This window comes from Flavonifractor sp. An10 (genome assembly GCF_002161215.1).
GTDB classification, from domain to species: domain Bacteria; phylum Bacillota; class Clostridia; order Oscillospirales; family Oscillospiraceae; genus Flavonifractor; species Flavonifractor avistercoris.
Genome location: NZ_NFMB01000010.1, coordinates 39,548 through 57,318 on the forward strand (window position 1 = coordinate 39,548; position 17,771 = coordinate 57,318).

Genomic DNA, 17,771 nt, shown 5'->3' on the forward strand with positions numbered 1-17,771 from the left:
CCGCGTATCTAGGGGGGATGAAATCCCCCCTGGACTTACAGGATATCCGCGCCCACGGCCCGCTCCACCGCTCTTTTGACATTGGCCATGCCGATGCCCAGGGAGCCGTCCTTGCCGGGGATCAGGATGATGGCGGGGGTGAGGGCATCCTTGTATTTCTCCACATCGGCCGCCATGGCGGCGGCGTACCCCTCGGTGAGGTAGATCACCGCCACATTCTCCCTGGCCAGGGCGTGGAGGGTGCGTCTGGCCTCCTCCACGTTCTCCGCCGGGTACACGTCCAGCCCCAGGGCCTTGAAGCCCAGGACGCTGTCCTTGTCGCCCAATACGGCAATCCGATAATTAGACATTTGGCCGCTCCTTTCTCCGCGCCCCAGTACACCGACAAGCCGCCGGAGCGGTCAAATGTGTGCGCATGTGCCGCGCGCCGCCGCGGCACGCGCTGGTATCAAATGTTTGAACTTGTTCAAACATAGGCCTCACGCAGCCTTTCCCGAATGGTATCGCTGTCCAGCCCGGCCATGCGGCCGGAGAGGATGGTGCGGATGGCGGTGAACTCGCTCTCCCGGGCGTACAGGTAGCCGATCACCGACTGCTCGCCGAAGGGGATCAGCCGGGCCCCCTCCAGGTAGTGCATCACCGCGTCGTCGCACATCCGCTCAAAGGCGGTGAGCTCCCCGCTGCCGGGGCTGGTGAGGGCCGCGCCGGCGGCGGCCGCCTCCCCCAGGGGCCCGGCCCGGAACACGGCGGCCAGATCCGCCCCCCGGCCGGAGGAGAGCACCGACACATCCACATTCCCGCCGGGCAGGAGCACCTGCCGCAGGAAATCCGGCCCCTTGCCGATGCGGGCGGCCCGCACGGCGGAGCGCAGGTTGGCCGCGTCGATGAGCAGCCGCACATAGCCCTGGAGGAAGGGGCTGCCCACGGCTTTGGCCGTGTCCGCCATCTCGGCAAAGTAGGCCCGATCCAGCACGAAGTCGGCCCGCTGGGGGTCGTTCCCGGCGTTGAGGGTCTCCCGGGCGCGGAGCACCGCCTGGCGGAAGGGCTCGGAAAAGTCCCCCAGGCTGTCCCGCTGGAAGGCGTCCCGGAGCCTGGCGGGGCTCCACCGGCCGCCCTCCATGAGCATCCGATCCGGCTCGGCCCCGATGGCGGCGGCCTTCACCAGCACCTTGGCGTTGTGGTAGTCGTATTTCATCTGGAAGAGCTCCACCACCCGCCTGTCGGGGGCGGCGGTGGACAGCTCCCGGTACAGGGCCGCCCGTGCCTTGGACAGCAGGTCGTCCAGTCCGGCGTTGGTGAGGGCGGGCAGCTCCTCATAGCCGCACTCGGTGAGGATCTTGACGGCCTCCTCGTCGGTGCGGGCGTCCAGCATCCGCTCCATCCGCTCCCGGGTCACCAGCCGGGTCTCCATGGCCCGCACCCGGGTGGACAGGGTCAGATAATCGGTATCTCGAATCTTAGACAAGCTTCCGCCTCCTTACTTCTGGAAGGAGCGCGTCAGTCAAAGAGCACCTTGGCCACCTCACGGTCGGTCTCGCCCCGTATCAGGCGCACCAGGGTTTCAAAGCTGCAATTGACCTCCACGTCCCCGTCGCTGAGGATCAGTCCCCCCTGGATGGGGCGGGTCTGCTCCGACAGGGTCAGGTGCCCGTCGCCCAGCTTCTCGTTGGCCCGGGTGACCGCCGCCTTGCCGTAGCGGGCCCGGTCCTTGGGGGAGAGGATCACCGCCTCCCGCCCGGTGGAGGAGGCCTCCACCGCCAGCTGGGCCAGCAGATCTGTGTACGCGCCGTCCGGCAGGCCGGTCAGCTTCTCCAGCGCCCGGTCGTAGGCCCTGGCGAGCATCTCCTGCTTGGCGGAGAGCTCCAGCTTGCGGGCGTCCAGCTGGGCCACGCTGGCCAGCCGCTCCACCCGCTCGTCGGCGGCGCGGCGGCCCCGGGCCAGGATGTCCTCGCGCTCCCGCCGGGCCTGGGCCTCATAGCGCCCGGCAATCTCGTCGGCCTGGCGCCGGGCCTCGGCCTGGATGGCCGCGATCTCCTGGGAGGCGTCGGCGGCGATGCGCCCGGTGATTTTTTCAATTCCGTCCATACGCGCCTCCGCTCAGAAGCCGAACATGATCATCAGGAAGGAGATGAGCAGGGACAGGATGGCGTAGAACTCCACGATGATACACAGCACCATGCCCTTAGACCAGTCGTTGGGGTTCTTGGCCACGATGCCGATGGAGGCGGCGGCCACGCGCCCCTGGGCAATGGCGGACAGCAGGCCGCCCAGAGCCATGGGCAGGCAGGCGGCCAGGATCAGCAGGCCGTTCTGCACCGTGAGCTCGCTCACCGTGCCGTTGAACAGGCCCATCTTCAGCAGGGCCAGGAAGCCGATAACCAGGCCGTACAGGCCCTGGGTGCCGGGGATGACCTGGAGGATCATTACCTTGGAGAACTGGGAGGGATCCTCGCACAGGAGGCCGGCGCCCGCCTCACCGGCGATGCCGGTGCCCTTGGCGGAGCCCACGCAGGCCAGGCCGGCGGCCAGTGCGGCGCCCAGGAAGCCGAAGAAGGGGCCGGCATACATCGTAAAGAATTCACCGATAGTCATGTTACTCTTCCTCCTTGATGTCCACATACTTTGTGGCGATATTCAGGGGGCGCCAGGGGCGGCCGCCCTCCGCGTAGAACTGCTTGAAGAACTCCAGATACTGCAGGCGGGACGTGTGGACGTAGGTGCCGATCACGTTCAGGCCGATGTTGAAGGCGTGGCCCACGATGACGATCAGGAAAAACACCGGGATGCCCACCACCGGGGGCAGGCCCCCGCCGGGCATGGCCGCCAGGATGTTGAACACCTGGCCGATGACCGACCCGGCCAGCATCATGACCATCAGGCGGGAGTAGGAGAGGATGTCCCCGAAGTACCCCGTCACGCCGTTGTACACCGCGCTGATCACCGCCGTCACCTTGCCAAAGCCCTTGGCCGTGCGGGCCTGGGCCAGCAGCATCAGGCACCCGGCAATCAGCACCACCGGCACGCCGCCGACGCTGCCCAGGGCGGTAACCCCGGTCATGTTCAGGGCGAACAGGCCGATGCCCAGGAAGATCACCCACCAGGTGCCGATGTCCCAGATGGCGTCCCACACCTGTCCGGCCCGGCACAGCATCCAGAACTTGACGATCATGCCCACCAGGATCTGCACAAACCCCACGATCAGGGCGAAGACCAGGACGGTCATGGGGTCGTCCATGACGCTGAGCACCGGCCCGGGCACGCCGCTCCCCTCCGGCGCGGAGAGGAAGGGGATCACCGGCTGGGGCAGGCCCAGCATGTCGGTGAACTGCACCAGCAGATCCGAGAAGAAGCCGCCGGTGAGGAAGCCGATCACCGCCGAGGAGATGCCGCACATGATCATCAGCCGGATGAGCTGGCCGAAGCCGCCCTTGGGCCGGGTCTTGATCTGGATCACCGCGCAGACCCCGGCCAGGATGGCGCCGTAGGCCAGGTCGGCGAACATGAAGCCGAAGAAGAACACATAGAAGGGCATCATCAGCCCGTTGGGATCCACCCCGTCATAGGCGGGGAGGGAGTACATCTCCGTGATGGTGGTCAGCGGCTCGGTGAGCACGTTGCTCTTGAGCTTGACGGGCACCTGGGGATAGTCCTCCGGGAGGGGCTCCTCCGTCTCCCAGCAGCAGGTGAACTCCCGCAGCTTTTGCAGGAGCTTCTCCTCCTCGGGCACGGGCACCCACCCGTCCAGGAAGAAGGCCGTCCCCGAGTCCAGCAGGCGGCAGCGGGCCTCCTCCCGGCTGATCTCCTGGTTGGAGCGGTCCAGGGCCTGCTCCAGCGCGCCCTTCCGCGGGGCGAAGGCGGCCACCTGGGCGATGGTCTCGGCCAGGGTCTGCTCCGACTGCGCCAGCTCCTGAGCCAGGCGCTTGTCGTTTTCCGCCGCCGTCCCGATCCACCCCCGCAGGGCGGAGCGGGAGAAGCCGAAGTCCTTGAGCACCTCCTGGCACTCCTCCTCCGCGCTGCGGTGGCACAGGAACACCAGGTACTGCAGCTGCGCGTCCGACCCGGCCCGGACGAGCTGGGTCAGCTCGCTCTTCTCCGTCAGGGCCTGCTCCAGGGCGTCCAGATCCGCCGTGCCGGCCACGGTGCCGAAGAGCACCGCCACCTCCTCCGTGGAGGTCGTCTCCAGCGGGATGTCCAGCCCCAGCCAGGGGGCCAGGGAGAGCCGCTGGGTGCGCAGCTTGTTCTGCTCGGCATACAGGGCGGAGATCTGCCGCTCCAGCTCTCCCAGCCGGCCGGCGTCGGCCAGGGCGGCCTCGTAGGCCCTGTCGTCGAAGAGCTCCCCCTCGGTGATCACCGGCCGGGCCTTCAGCAGGCCGCCCTTCTGTCTGGGGCCGTATTTCTTCAGGGTTTTCAGCGCCCCCTCCAGCTCGGAGCGCTGCTCCCTGGCCCGGCCCAGCGCCTGGGTGTCCGGCCGGGTGAGGGAGTCCCACACCGGGTCGTCCCTGAACTCCGTCGGCTCGTCGATCTCCACGCAGCCCATGTGTTGAAGCAGCTTCAGAAGGGCGCCCCGCTCGGCCTGCATGCCGATGAGCCGCAGCCGCTTCATTTTAACAATGGACATCCGTTTTCACTACCCTTCCTACTATGGTGTCCGCGGCCTGATCCAGACGCTCCTCCGCCCGCTTCCGCAGCGCGGCGCAGGCCTGCTCGGCCTGGGCCATGACCTCGGCCGCGTGGCCGGCCGCCCGATCCTCCGCCTGGCGCAGCAGCTCCTTGACCTGGGCCTCCGCGTCGGCGCGGGCCTGGGCCAGCGCGGCCTTCCCGTCCCGCTCCGCCTCGGCCACCAGGCGCTTGGCCTGGGCCTCCGCCTCCGCCTTCTGGGCCCGGGTGGTCTGCTCGGCCTCGGTTACCTGCTTCATTGCCTCCAGGGACATGCTCTCACCGCCTTTCCTTCCTCGCCAGTGATTGGGACGTATCTCACACAAATTTTCCCGACGATATATGAATCATACTCCATTTTCACGAGAATTTCAAGTTTAATCTAGTAAGTTTAATTTTTAACATATTCAGTTTTCCTTTTCGGCAAAAAGGCGCACCGCGGAGGGCTGCTCCGCGGTGCGCCTGTGTGTTTCTGTCTGTCTACGGCTGTGCCGTCAGCACGGCCCAGCTGTCCGCCGCCTCCCCCGCCTGAGCCAGGATGGGGATCACGGAGGGGCCGTCCAGCTGGGGCAGGGTCTCCCCCTCCCCCAGGCTGACCAGCACCCGGTCGGCCCGCTCCAGCAGGGCGGCGGTCTGCCCGGTCTCGGGGGCCTCCCCGGCGGCGGCCGCCGAAGTGGTCACCAGGGAGACGCGCACCTCCGGATAGCCGGCCAGGGCCTCCTCCACCTGATCCAGAAAGCCCTCCAGCACGGCGGTGCGGCCGTCGGCGGCGGGGTAGTTGTCGTCCGCCAGGATGCCCTCCCCGCCGGCGGGGAAGGCCCAGTTGTCCAGCAGGATCTCGTCAAAGCCCAGTCCGGCCAGCTCCCGGCACACGTCCGCCGCATACTGCCGGGCCTCGGCGCTGGCGGGGCTGAGCCAGCGGGAGCCGCCGCCGTCCCGCCAGTTGCCCCCGCTGGCGTGGAGGGCCAGGGAGTTCCGGTAGTAGGGCACGGAGTTGTCCCGGAAGCAGGACACCCGGGCCACAGTGGTGATGTCCCCGTCGTTGAGCAGCTGGATGGCCGCGTTGAGGGCGGGGTCGGCGGCGCTGACCTCCGCCTGGGCCGCCAGGGCCAGCTCGGAGATATAGCCCAGGGTGCCGTCGTCGGCCTTCATGTCAAAGACCGCCGTGTTGGCCCCGGCTGCCTGGAGCTGCTCCGCCGCCGTGCCGTCATAGAGGGCGGTGTTGGGCAGCAGCACGGCCCGGAAGTCCGCCTGCTCCTCCGGCGTGGGGGCCGGGGTGGGGAGCACCTCCGGCGTGGTCACCACCACGGGTGCGCCGCCGGTCTCCTCCGGCTGCTCCCGCCGGAAAAAGGGCAGATTGATGCGGATGCCCCCGGCGGAGTAGCCGAGATAGGGCTCCAGCCAGATCAGGGCCGCCACCGCCAGCACCAGCACCACCAGCAGCACGCCGATGAGTACCTTCATCACGGTGCGGAAGCGGCTGCGCCCCCGATAGGAATCGTATCCGTTGCGCCTCACCGGCGCCTCCCCCCTCTCTGTGGGCCGGGGCTACCGCCCGGACTGCTGCTCCAGGGCCTCGTCCAGCTTGCGGAAGGCCGTGGCCAGCAGGGTGCGCTCCTCCTCACTCATGCCGCTGAGCAGGGAGGAGAAATAGCCGGTGACGTCGGTGGCCGTCTTGTCCCGCAGGGCGCGGTACTTGTCGGTGGCGGACACGTAGATCACCCGGCGGTCGGTCTCGCTGCGCTGCCGCTGGGCCAGGCCCAGCTTCTCCAGCCGGTCTACGATGCCGGAGACGGTGCTGTTGGCGCTGCCGGTGCGCTCGGCCAGGGCGCTGATGGGCACCGGCCCCTCCTCCCCCAGCACGCTGAGCACCAGGGCCTGGGGAAAGGTGAGATCCATCCGGCCGAAATGGCTGCGGAACTGCTGGGACATGTGCTGTGTCACCCGCAGGTAGGTCATGAAAATATCGGACTGCTCCATCCGTCCGCGCTCCTTTCTGTCTGCTGCGCCCCGGCTATCCCACGGCCTGGGTGGTCAGCCGCTGGAGGATCACCGCCAGCTGGGCCCGGGTGGCCGAGGCGGTGGGGGACAGCTTCCCCCCGGAGCCCTCCAGCAGGCCCATGCCCACGGCGTGGGCCATGCTCTCCTCGGCCCACGCGCTGATCTCCCCGGCATCGCTGTAGAGGCCCAGGGTGCCCTCCGCCAGCTCCGACCCGCGGTAGGCGTCATAGCGGGTGAGGAAGGCGGCCAGCTCCTGCCGGGTGACAAACTGCTCCGGCTTGAAGTCCCCCCGGGTGTCGCCGTTGGCGATGCCGTTCTCCTTGGCCCAGGCCGCCGCCTGCCCGTACCAGGCGGAGGGATTCACGTCGCCGAAGGAGACCGTGGCGGCCGGGAGCGGGGAGCCCTCCATGCGCCAGAGCACGGTGACCACCGTGGCCCGGGTCACGTAGGCGTCGGGGGCGAACTGGGTGTCGCTGACCCCCTCCATGTAGCCCTGCTCCGTCACCTGATTGACCGCCGCCTCGTACCAGGAGCCGGGGGCCACGTCGGCGTACGCCGCCCCGGCGGGCAGCGCCAGGGCCGCGCAGACGCCCAGGGTGCAGGCCAGGGCCATCAGCCGTCTTTTCACTGGAGCCACTTCCTTCCCGTTTGATTGTCCCAATTTTACGATACGGATTTTAAGAAACTATGAACATTCTATAAAGGAATCTGCACAAAGGGGGAGGGCTTCCGCCCTCCCCCGAGCGTGTCGAAAAAGCGGCAAAGCCGCTTTTTCGAGAAAGATCACATGGCGGAAGGGGTTCGTTTTCTTGCGAAAAAGTCACCCCTTCCGCCATGAGAAGTGTCATTTCCGAGGCGCATGTCCCCGGAAATGACGGATTTTGATTTTATTCCTGCGGCTGCGACCGCAGGAACTCTGCGAGGCTTTTCCTCACGGAGGGTTTATCGGCAGCCTGAGGGGAGGGCTTCCGCCCTCCCCCGCCGCAGGCCGCTTTTCCGCCCCGGTTCAGGCCAGCGCCCAGTTGAGCATCAGCAGCAGGCCGAAGCCGGGGGCCCCCAGCACGCCCAGCACCAGGGCGTTGACCAGGTTGACCCCCAGGTGGACACCCACCAGGTGGCCCACGCCGCTGAACAGCCACAGCACCGCCAGGCCCGCCCCCGTCCGGGCCGCCAGGGCGGCCAGCCATTGCAGGGGCCGCCGCAGGGCCGCCAGCAGCAGGATGAGCATGAGCCCGCCCACAATCCAGGGCAGGGCGTTGAGCAGGGCTTCCACCGCCGCCACCTCCCAGCGCAGATTGCCAGTCCCTTGGCGGCGGGCTCCCCCGCGTTATCCCAGCCGTGCCTGTGTGTCCGCCTCCAGCTCCTTCACCCGCCGCAGCAGGTAGGAGTACCGGGCCTGGAGGGCGTTGATCTCAAAGACGTAGGACTCGATCAGATCCGGATCCCCGGCGGCGTTGAAGCCGGCGTAGGCCTGGGCGATCAGCGCCCGGGTCTGCCCCAGCCCCTCCAGCAGCGCCCGCCGCTCGGGATCCTCCGCCGTCCGCCGCCTGCGAAAGGAAAACACTCTGGCCTCATCCGTCATACCGGCCCCTCCTCGGTTGGTTTTATTCCACATTCATGGTATGTCCAGTGTGGACAAATATGACGGCGGTTAAACCAAAATTTTCCGCGCATGCCCCCGCAGAAGCTGCACATACTAGGGCTGGACAGGAAAAGAGGCCTGTTCCTCCTTGCATCTCCTTTTAAGCCGGTGCCGGGTGAGCTCACCCTCTGGCGAAAGGCGAAAGGAGAAAACGCAAGCTGTCCAAAGCGGGCCGGATCACCCGCGGCGGAGCGGGAGACACGGCACGCAGAAGGGCCGCCGGGCGACAACGCCCGGCGGCCCTTTGTCTCATACGGGGAGCTGAGTGATTAGTCGTTGTAACTGAGGCAGCCGGTCTCAAGCCACCCGGCACGCCACAGGATGGCAGCCAGCTGGCCGCGGGTCAGCGGGTTGTACGGGCTGAAGGTGCCGGAGGTATCCGTGCCGGTAATCATGCCCAGGTTGTAGGCCCGGCAGATGGCGTCCTCACAGGCCTTGACGATGACATCCTTGCTCTCCTGAATGAGCAGGACCTTGCCCATCAGCTGCCAGTGCTCCTCAATCCACTGATGGATTGCGGCAGCGTCGGGCAGGTCGTCGACAGACGAGATATAGGTGCTGGGGTCTTTGCCGCCGTCCAGACTGGCACGCCAATTGTCGTATACGGCCTGCCACATGGAACCGAACCGGCCACTGGAAGAGATGCTGTAGGCAAGACCGCCTGCGTTTCTCACAAGAGAGGTCTCATATTCGGTCAGAGAGTGGCCACCGCCTTTACGGGTCAGGTTGCCGGCAAGCCACATGGTTGCAAAAGCACGGTCTGCGGTTGCATTATCCTGATAGGATTTGTAGCCGAGCATATCACCGGAGCCTTCAACTTCGTTGCCAATCAGTCTGGTGTAGATGAATGCCACCTGAGCACGGGTCAGGCTGTCATTGGGGCCGAACTTACCGTTGCCGTAGCCGTTCAGAAGGCCGCCTTCGGTGAGGGTCATGATGGCGTCATAGCACCACATGTCCGAGGGTACATCGGTGTAGGAGTTGTCATAAAAGTCAGACTTGACGCCGGAGACGAAGGATTTGTTGACCTCGCCCCAATCCTCGCTGATGGAGCTGCCGGAGCTGCTGGAACTGCTGGAACTGGAGTTGGAGCTGCCGGAGCCAATGGTCACGGGATTGCCGTCGGTGGTGTCGAAGTGGCCCAGCAGGGTGTAAACCGGCTCGGTCATGCCCGCGGATTGATAATATTTATAAATATCAACGACCAGACCGGCGGGGATGGTAATCCCTATGCAATTCGGCTCACTTCCGGTTAAGGTATAAGTGGAACTGGATACTTTCAGCAGTACGGTGCCGCTGGCGGGCCACTCAAATCCATTCACATGGGCATTTTTGACCGTACTGATGAATGTGACCGTATCGTACATACTTTCATCAAAATCAGCCCACTTTCCGCTCTCGCCGTTCAGCCCGCCCGTACCGGCCGCAAGAGCCGGGACAGCGCCCACCAGCAGGATAACGGCCAGCAGGGCGCCCAAAAGACGCTACAGGTTCTTCTTCATGGGTCTCTCTCCTCCTTCTTTATTTATCTCGGCGGCACCATTTTATCCCATCGCCGGGAAGATTGCAAGGGGACGCGCCGCGCCCCGGCATTTCTTGACACTTTGGGCGGGTTTGGGGTAATATACTATAATGTAATATTGTGAGATTGGAACGAGTGAGGAGAATTTCATGGCCAAGCGTACCACCAACCAGAGCTACGGCAACGACTCCATCTCCGCCCTGAAGGGGGCCGACCGGGTGCGCAAGCGCCCGGCGGTGATCTTCGGCTCCGACGGGCTGGAGGGCTGCGAGCACGCCGTATTTGAGATCCTGTCCAACGCCATCGACGAGGCCCGGGAGGGCCACGGCTCCCTGATCACCGTCACCCGCTACGCCGACCAGTCCATCGAGGTGGAGGACTTTGGCCGGGGCTGCCCGGTGGACTGGAACGAGAAGGAGGGCCGGTACAACTGGGAGCTGGTGTTCTGCGAGCTCTACGCCGGCGGCAAGTACAACAACAACGACGGGGACAACTACGAGTACTCCTTAGGGTTGAACGGCCTGGGCTCCTGCGCCACCCAGTACGCCAGCGAGTACTTCGACGCGGTGATCCACCGGGACGGCTTCGAGTACACCCTCCACTTCGAGAAGGGCGAGAACGTGGGCGGCCTGAAAAAGGAGCCCTACTCCGGCCGCAAGACCGGCTCCAAGTTCCGCTGGAAGCCGGATCTGGACGTGTTCACCGACATCAGCATCCCGGTGGAGTACTACCTGGACGTGCTCAAGCGGCAGGCGGTGGTCAACGCCGGGGTCACCTTCCGCTTCCGCAACGAGGTGGGGGGAAAGTTCGAGACCACCGACTTCAAATATGAAAACGGCATCGAGGACTATGTGAAGGAGCTGGCGGGGGAGAACTCCCTGACCCAGCCGGTGTTCTGGCAGACCGAGCGGCGGGGCCGCGATCGGGCGGACAAGCCCGAGTACAAGGTGAAGCTGTCCGTGTCCTTCTGCTTCTCCAACACGGTGCAGGTCATCGAGCACTACCACAACTCCTCCTGGCTGGAGCACGGCGGCTCCCCGGAGAAGGCGGTGAAGTCCGCTTTTGTCAACGGCATCGACGCCTATCTGAAAGCCCAGGGCAAGTACCAGAAGAGCGAGAGCAAGATCACCTGGGCCGACGTGGAGGACTGCCTGGTGCTGGTGAGCAACAACTTCTCCACCCAGACCTCCTACGAGAACCAGACCAAGAAGGCCATCAACAACAAGTTCGTCCAGGAGGCTATGACCGAGTTCCTCCGCGCCCAGCTGGAGGTATACTTCATCGAGAACCCCCTGGACGCGGGGAAGATCGCCGAGCAGGTGCTCATCAACAAGCGCAGCCGGGAGAACGCCGAGCGCACCCGGCTGAATATCAAAAAGAAGCTGTCCGGCAGCGTGGACATCGCCAACCGGGTGCAGAAGTTTGTGGACTGCCGGACGAAGGACACCACCCGGCGGGAGCTCTACATCGTGGAGGGCGACTCCGCCCTGGGCAGCGTCAAGCTGAGCCGGGACGCGGAGTTCCAGGGCATCATGCCCGTCCGGGGCAAAATCCTCAACTGCCTCAAGGCCGACTACGCCAAAATCTTCAAGAGCGAGATCATCACCGACCTGCTCAAGGTGCTGGGCTGCGGCGTGGAGGTTCACGACAAGCACGCCAAGGACATGGCCGCCTTTGATCTCATGAACCTGCGGTGGAGCAAGATCGTCATCTGCACCGATGCCGACGTGGACGGCTTCCAGATCCGCACCCTGATCCTCACCATGCTCTACCGCCTCACCCCCACCCTCATTCAGCGGGGGTACGTATATATCGCCGAGTCCCCCCTGTATGAGATCACCTGCAAGGAAAAGACCTGGTTCGCCTACTCCGACGCGGAGAAAAATGAGATCGTCAACGGGGAGCTTGCCGGCAAGAAGTGCACCATCAACCGCTCCAAGGGCCTGGGTGAGAACGAGCCGGACATGATGTGGCTCACCACCATGAACCCGGAGACCCGCCGCCTCATCAAGGTCATGCCCGAGGACGTGGAGCGCACCGCCCAGGTGTTCGACCTCCTGCTGGGGGACAACCTCCAGGGCCGGAAGGATCACATCGCCGAGAACGGGTATAAATATCTGGAGCTGGCGGATATCTCGTAAGAAATTGATAATTGACAATGGATAATGGATAATTTTTATCCCGCCAACCTGGGTGGTAAGTGCAGGACAGGGCTGGTAAGCGTAAATTCTAATTATCAATTATCCGCTCTGAAAGAGAGGTAGGGCGGTTGCGCGAAAACGTGGTATTGGAAAAGAGCAAGGCGTTTGCCATTCGGATTATCCGGCTGTATCAATTTTTAGGGGACAGCAAGCGGGAGTTTGTCCTGTCCAAGCAGCTTCTGCGCTCCGGTACGAGTATTGGGGCCAATATTCGAGAAGCTGTCCAGGGGTTCAGCCGAAATGATTTCCTCTATAAAATGAATCTCGCCATCAAAGAATGCAGCGAAACCTGTTATTGGCTGGAACTGCTCTATGAAACCGACTATCTCTCAGCCGCACAGTACGAGAGCATCTACGCAGACGCACAGGAACTGTTAAAACTCCTGACCGCGATCATCAAAACCACCAAGTCTCCTTCCACGCCTTAATTATCAATTCTCAATTATCCATTATCAATTCCTCAAAGGACTGATACCATTGGCTAAAAAGAAGGCCCCCGAGGAGGGGGCGAAGAAGGTCAACAACCCCAACGTCATGGGCCTGCGGCCCGAGGTGCTGGAGCAGCCCATCACCGAGACGCTGGAATTAAACTACATGCCCTACGCCATGAGCGTGATCGTCTCCCGGGCCATCCCGGAGATCGACGGGTTCAAGCCCTCCCACCGCAAGCTGCTGTACACCATGTACCAGATGCACCTGCTGGGGGGCGCCCGCACCAAGAGCGCCAACGTGGTGGGGGCCACCATGAAATTAAACCCCCACGGCGACGCGGCCATCTACGACACCATGGTGCGCCTCTCCCGGGGCTACGGGGCCCTGCTCCACCCCCTGGTGGACTCCAAGGGCAACTTCGGCAAGGTGTACTCCCGGGACATGGCCTGGGCGGCCAGCCGGTACACCGAGGTGCGGCTGGATCCCATCTGTGCCGAGCTGTTCCGGGACATCGACCAGGACACGGTGGACTTTGTGGACAACTACGACGGCTCCATGAAGGAGCCCACACTCCTGCCCACCACCTTCCCCAACGTGCTGGTCAGCGCCAACCAGGGCATCGCCGTGGGCATGGCCTCCAACCTGTGCGGCTTCAACCTGGGGGAGGTGTGCGACGCCACGGTGGCCTATCTGAAGCACCCCAATGTCAGCCTGCTGGACTATCTGAAGGCCCCCGACTTCCCCACCGGCGGGGAGCTGCTCTACGACGAGGCCGCCCTGTCCCAGATCTATGAGACCGGCCGGGGCTCCTTCCAGGTGCGGGCCAGGTGGCGCTACCTGAAAAGCGAGAACCTGATCGAGATCTACGAGATCCCCTACACCACCACGGTGGAGGCCATCATGGACAAGGTGGCCGAGCTGGTGAAGGCCGGCAAGGTGAAGGAGATCTCCGACATGCGGGACGAGACCGACCTGAACGGCCTGAAGATCACCATCGACCTGAAGCGGGGGGCCGATCCGGACAAGCTGATGGCCCGGCTGTTCCGCTCCACCACCCTGCAGGACTCCTTCTCCTGCAACTTCAACATCCTCATCGCCGGCATGCCCCGGGTCATGGGGGTGCGGCAGATCCTGGAGGAGTGGACTGCCTGGCGGATGGAGGGGGTGCGGCGGCGCACCTACTTCGTCATGAAGAAGAAGCAGGACAAGCTGCACCTGCTGAAGGGCCTGAAAAAGATCCTGCTGGACATCGACAAGGCCATCCAGATCATCCGGGAGACGGAAGAGGACGCCGAGGTGGTGCCCAACCTGATGATCGGCTTCGGCATCGACGACGTGCAGGCCGAGTACGTGGCGGACATCAAGCTGCGCAACATCAACAAGGAGTACATCCTCAAGCGCCTTGATGAGGTGGAGCAGCTGGAGGCGGAGATCGCCGACCTCCAGGACATTGTCAACAACCCCAGCCGGGTGAAGAAGCTGATCGTGGACGAGCTCCAGGCGGTGAAGAAGAAGTACGCCCTCCCCCGCCGGACGGAGATCGTCTATGAGGCGGCGGACGCCGCCGCGGAGGAGCCGGAGGACGAGACCCCCGACTACCCGGTGCATGTGTTCTGCTCCCGGGAGGGATACTTCAAGAAGATCACCCCCCAGTCCCTGCGCATGAGCGGCGAGCAGAAGTACAAGGAGGGGGACGGCCCCTACCTCCAGTGGGAGGCGTCCAACCGGGACGAGCTGCTGGTGTTCACCGACAGGCAGCAGTGCTACAAGGCCCGCCTCAGCGACTTCGACGACGCCAAGGCCAGCGTGCTGGGCGACTTTCTGCCCACCAAACTGGGCATGGAGCCCGACGAGGGCTTCGTGTGGGCCTGCGTCACGGCCGACTACACCGGCGATGTGCTGTTCTTCTTCGCCAACGGCAAGGTGGCCCGGGTGGCCCTGTCCGCCTACCAGACCCAGACCCGCCGCAAGCGCCTCACCGGCGCCTACTCGGACAAGTCCCCCCTGGCGGCGGCAGTCCACCTGCGGGAGGACACGGAGATGGCGGTGACCTCCACCGAGGGCCGCTGCGTGGTGTTCCACACCGCCGCCCTCAACCCCAAGACCACCCGCTCCACCCAGGGGGTCAACGTGATGACCCTCAAGCCCAGGTACCAGGTGGCCGACGCCCGGCCCCTGGCCGACACCCCCATCGTCAACGCCGCCCGCTACCGGGCCCGCTCCCTGCCCATCGCGGGGATGCTCCTCAAGGACGAGGATCGGGAGGAAAAGCAGATGACCCTGCTGGATGAATAAAGGGAGAGTATGTATGAAGCAAATCTGCAAGCGCTACCTGCTGCCCTATCTGTGGATCACCCTGGCCTCGGCGGTGTACGCCTTCGGCTTCAACTGGTGCTATGAGCCCAACCAGATCGGCTTCGGCGGCATCACCGGCATCGGCCAGATCATCAACCACTTCCTGCCCTGGGTTCCCATCGGCACGGTGGTAATCATCCTCAACGTGCCCCTGTTTATCCTGGGCTGGCGGCTGCTGGGCGGCCACCTGCTGGTGTCCTCCCTGTACTCCATGTTCATCTCGTCGGTGTTCATCGACCTGCTCCACATGCTCTGCACCTTTGAGCCCATGGAGCCCTTCCTGGCCTGCGTGTTCGGCGGGGTGCTCATGGGGGCCTCCCTGGGGGTGGTGTTCCTGCAGGGGGCCACGACGGGCGGCACGGATCTGGTGGCCCGGCTGCTCAAGCTCAAGCTGTCCTGGCTGCCCATGGGCCGGGTGCTGCTGGTGGTGGATCTGCTGGTGATCCTGGCGGTGGCCGCCGCCTTCCGCAGCATCTACAGCGCCCTTTACGGCATTATCGCCCTGTATCTGTCCTCCTTCGTCATGGATCAGGTGCTCTACGGCATAGACAACGCCAAGGTGGCCTATATCATCAGCGACGAGTATGAGAAGATCGCCAGCGCCATCATCCACGACATCGACCGGGGCGTCACCATTCTCCACGGCCAGGGCGGCTGGTCGGGGGCGGAGAAAAAGGTGCTGATGGTGGCCTTCAAGCAGAAGCAGATCGTTGCCATCAAGCGCATGGTCAAGGAGCTGGATCCCTCCGCCTTCCTCATCGTCTGCGACGCCCACGAGGTGCTGGGCGACGGGTTCCGGGAGTATAAACAGAACGATTTATGATACCGCATTCCACCGCTCTCCACGTAGGGCCGCCATATATGGCGGCCGCCCGGTGGAGGCCCGGCCTCCGGCGAGGCGCCTACGCGGCGGGCGCCCCCATTTCTTCCCGAAGAAATGGGGGCAAAGAAGGGGCGGGGGAGGGATTTCGATTCCACGGGTTAAGGTGGCTTCGCCTGAATTGCTTTTGGGCTAAAACGTGCCACCGGCACGTTTCTTGACGCCCAAACCCCCTGCACCCCCTCCTTGAAACGACCAATCAGGGGGGAACTGCGGTTCCCCCCTATTGGATGTACCCCCCAGGCTGCTCTATCGGGGGATTTCCGGCGGCATGCCCTTACTTCGTAACGGCCCCGCCGCTCGTATGCGTCCATCCTGTAGGGCGGGGGCTTGCCCCCGCCATCCCCCAATGATCTGTTATTTAAGTTGGAAAGGAGCCCTGTACATGCCCGACTATGAGAAACTGCGCAAGAATCTGGAAGCCCGCGGATTTGACGTGACCTATTTCGACACCGCGGCGGAGGCCGTGGACTACTTAGACCGGAAGCTGGATGGGAAAGCGGTGGGCCACGGCGGCTCCATCACCCTGCGGGACATGGGGCTTATCGAGCGGCTCCAGCGCCACGCCACGGTGCGCAGCCACTGGCTGGGGGACAGCTTTGCCGACGCGGCGGCCTCCTCCGTCTACCTGACCTCGGTGAACGGCCTGGCGGAGACCGGGGAGCTCATCAACATCGACGGCACGGGCAACCGGGTGGCCTCCACCATCTTCGGCCACGAGGAGGTCTACTTCCTGGTGGGCTCCAACAAGATCGCCCCCGACTACGACGCCGCCCTGTGGCGGGCCCGCAACGTGGCCTCCCCCAAGAACGCCCAGCGGCTGGGCAAAAAGACCCCCTGCGCCGTCAGGGGGGACAAGTGCTACGACTGCAAGAGCCCCGAGCGCATCTGCCGGGCCCTGGCGGTGCTGTGGGAGAAGCCCACGGGCATCGGACGGGCCGAGGTGGTGCTGATCGACGAGCCCCTGGGCTACTGAGCGGGAGGAGGCGCGGCATGCGACGAGCTCTTCTGGCGCTGGCCCTGTGCTGCGCCCTGTCCCTGACGGGCTGCTCCGCCCTGCTGGAGCGGCCCTACGCCGTGGTGGAGTCCCACACCGAGCAGCCCGCCGCCGGGGACGGCTCCTCCATCCAGGTCGGCACCTACTCCGAGCTGGTCAACGCGGTGCTCTTCTTCGTCTCCCAGGGGACGGAGGTGGGGGAGCTCCAGCTGGTGGAGTACACCGGCGACGTGGAGGAGGATCTGAACCGGGCCTGCCTGGAGGTAGCCACGGAGGATCCCCTGGGCGCCTACGCGGTGGACTTCATCAAGAACCAGTACACCCGGGTGCTCACCACCTACGAGGCCACCATCACCATCTCCTACCGCCGCACCAGGGAGCAGATCAACAGCCTGGTCAACGTCACCGGCACCAGCGCCATCCGCAACGAGGTGGCGGAGGCCCTGGCCGACTACCGCAGCGAGGCAGTCCTGCGGGTGGGGTACTTCACCGCCGACGCCGACGCCATCGCCCAGCTGGTGCGGCAGGCCTACTATGACGCGCCCGCCTCCGCCATGGGCATGCCGGAGTTCACCGTCTCCCTCTACCCCGAGTCGGGCAGCCAGCGGATTGTGGAGATCCTCTTCACCTACCCCGGGGAGGCCTCCGCCCTCCGCCAGAAGCGGGACGCCCTGCAGGCCGAGGTGGACGCCCTGATGCTCCCCCTGCGGCCCCAGCAGCAGTCCGCCTCCGCCCGCCGGGCCACCCTGTTCGCCGTGGCCCAGGAGCGGATCCAGTCCGCCCCCGGCGGCGGCCCCTCCGCCTGGGACGCCCTGCTGGGCGACGGTGCGGACAGCGAGGGCACGGCCCTGGCCTTCCAGCTGCTCAGCGGGGAGCTCCTGGTGGGCTCCACCCTGGTGGAGGGCACCCTGAACGGGGAGCCCCACTTCTGGAACCAGCTCACCGAGGACGACGGCGCCCACTACGTGGATCTCACCCGCAGCGGCGGCGGCCTCACCTATTCCGCCGCCGATCTGGCGGAGCTGGGCTATGTGTGGGAGGGTATGCCGGTTTCTGCGGAAAACCCGCAGTAATCCGCTCAAAAT

18 protein-coding genes are annotated in these 17,771 nt (G+C 64.8%); 6 read left to right on the top strand and 12 right to left on the bottom strand.

What is annotated here, in order from left to right; all coding sequences use genetic code 11:
- Positions 1–35: 35 nt before the first annotated feature.
- The 12 genes from B5E42_RS16395 to B5E42_RS19010 all read right to left on the bottom strand — a co-directional run bounded on the left by B5E42_RS16395 (position 36) and on the right by B5E42_RS19010 (position 9,777).
- Positions 36–350 (bottom strand): V-type ATP synthase subunit F, encoded by a 315-nt coding sequence (locus B5E42_RS16395; protein ID WP_087241619.1) that lies wholly within the window; start codon positions 348–350, stop codon positions 36–38.
- A 116-nt stretch (positions 351–466) separates the two neighbouring features.
- The gene (locus B5E42_RS16400; RefSeq protein ID WP_087241621.1) at positions 467–1,465 is read right to left on the bottom strand and encodes a V-type ATPase subunit; all 999 of its coding nucleotides are present in this window, start codon (positions 1,463–1,465) and stop codon (positions 467–469) included.
- 32 nt (positions 1,466–1,497) lie between these two features.
- Complete coding sequence (locus B5E42_RS16405; RefSeq protein WP_087241623.1) at positions 1,498–2,085, bottom strand: V-type ATP synthase subunit E family protein; 588 nt, start codon at positions 2,083–2,085, stop codon at positions 1,498–1,500.
- A 12-nt stretch (positions 2,086–2,097) separates the two neighbouring features.
- Positions 2,098–2,592: a V-type ATP synthase subunit K gene (locus tag B5E42_RS16410; RefSeq protein ID WP_087241625.1), complete on the bottom strand. Its 495-nt coding sequence runs from the start codon at positions 2,590–2,592 to the stop codon at positions 2,098–2,100.
- Between the two features lies 1 nt (position 2,593).
- Positions 2,594–4,618 (bottom strand): V-type ATP synthase subunit I, encoded by a 2,025-nt coding sequence (locus B5E42_RS16415; protein ID WP_087241627.1) that lies wholly within the window; start codon positions 4,616–4,618, stop codon positions 2,594–2,596.
- Positions 4,605–4,931 carry a hypothetical protein gene (locus B5E42_RS16420; RefSeq protein WP_087241629.1) on the bottom strand — a complete coding sequence of 109 codons (327 nt, stop codon included), beginning with the start codon at positions 4,929–4,931 and terminating at the stop codon, positions 4,605–4,607. The genes B5E42_RS16415 and B5E42_RS16420 overlap by 14 nt, the downstream gene beginning before the upstream one ends.
- 205 nt (positions 4,932–5,136) lie before the next feature.
- A complete protein-coding gene (locus tag B5E42_RS16425) occupies positions 5,137–6,174 on the bottom strand; it encodes a putative glycoside hydrolase (RefSeq protein ID WP_087241631.1) in 1,038 nt (345 codons plus the stop codon).
- Positions 6,175–6,204: 30 nt separating this feature from the next.
- Positions 6,205–6,636 (bottom strand): MarR family transcriptional regulator, encoded by a 432-nt coding sequence (locus B5E42_RS16430; RefSeq protein ID WP_087241633.1) that lies wholly within the window; start codon positions 6,634–6,636, stop codon positions 6,205–6,207.
- A gap of 34 nt (positions 6,637–6,670) precedes the next feature.
- Positions 6,671–7,285 carry an S-layer homology domain-containing protein gene (locus tag B5E42_RS16435; RefSeq protein WP_087241635.1) on the bottom strand — a complete coding sequence of 205 codons (615 nt, stop codon included), beginning with the start codon at positions 7,283–7,285 and terminating at the stop codon, positions 6,671–6,673.
- A 378-nt stretch (positions 7,286–7,663) separates the two neighbouring features.
- Positions 7,664–7,930 (bottom strand): pro-sigmaK processing inhibitor BofA family protein, encoded by a 267-nt coding sequence (locus B5E42_RS16440; RefSeq protein ID WP_242967199.1) that lies wholly within the window; start codon positions 7,928–7,930, stop codon positions 7,664–7,666.
- 54 nt (positions 7,931–7,984) lie between these two features.
- Positions 7,985–8,239: a DUF2508 family protein gene (locus B5E42_RS16445; RefSeq protein WP_087241638.1), complete on the bottom strand. Its 255-nt coding sequence runs from the start codon at positions 8,237–8,239 to the stop codon at positions 7,985–7,987.
- Positions 8,240–8,568: 329 nt separating this feature from the next.
- Positions 8,569–9,777 carry an S-layer homology domain-containing protein gene (locus tag B5E42_RS19010; protein WP_141242563.1) on the bottom strand — a complete coding sequence of 403 codons (1,209 nt, stop codon included), beginning with the start codon at positions 9,775–9,777 and terminating at the stop codon, positions 8,569–8,571.
- Between the two features lie 193 nt (positions 9,778–9,970).
- Here B5E42_RS19010 and B5E42_RS16460 point away from each other — a divergent pair, with 193 nt between their 5' ends.
- The 6 genes from B5E42_RS16460 (at position 9,971) to B5E42_RS16485 (ending at position 17,759) form a co-directional block, all read left to right on the top strand.
- Positions 9,971–11,962 (top strand): toprim domain-containing protein, encoded by a 1,992-nt coding sequence (locus tag B5E42_RS16460; protein WP_087241643.1) that lies wholly within the window; start codon positions 9,971–9,973, stop codon positions 11,960–11,962.
- A 128-nt stretch (positions 11,963–12,090) separates the two neighbouring features.
- Positions 12,091–12,450: a four helix bundle protein gene (locus B5E42_RS16465; RefSeq protein WP_087241645.1), complete on the top strand. Its 360-nt coding sequence runs from the start codon at positions 12,091–12,093 to the stop codon at positions 12,448–12,450.
- 49 nt (positions 12,451–12,499) lie between these two features.
- On the top strand, positions 12,500–14,749 hold the full coding sequence (locus B5E42_RS16470) for a DNA topoisomerase (ATP-hydrolyzing) subunit A (RefSeq protein WP_087241647.1): 2,250 nt from the start codon (positions 12,500–12,502) through the stop codon (positions 14,747–14,749).
- A gap of 13 nt (positions 14,750–14,762) precedes the next feature.
- The gene (locus B5E42_RS16475; protein ID WP_087241649.1) at positions 14,763–15,632 is read left to right on the top strand and encodes a YitT family protein; all 870 of its coding nucleotides are present in this window, start codon (positions 14,763–14,765) and stop codon (positions 15,630–15,632) included.
- 442 nt (positions 15,633–16,074) lie between these two features.
- Positions 16,075–16,665 (top strand): lactate utilization protein, encoded by a 591-nt coding sequence (locus B5E42_RS16480; protein ID WP_087241651.1) that lies wholly within the window; start codon positions 16,075–16,077, stop codon positions 16,663–16,665.
- A gap of 17 nt (positions 16,666–16,682) precedes the next feature.
- Positions 16,683–17,759, top strand: coding sequence for a hypothetical protein (locus B5E42_RS16485; RefSeq protein ID WP_087241653.1), 1,077 nt, complete (start codon positions 16,683–16,685; stop codon positions 17,757–17,759).
- The last annotated feature ends 12 nt before the right edge of the window (positions 17,760–17,771 follow it).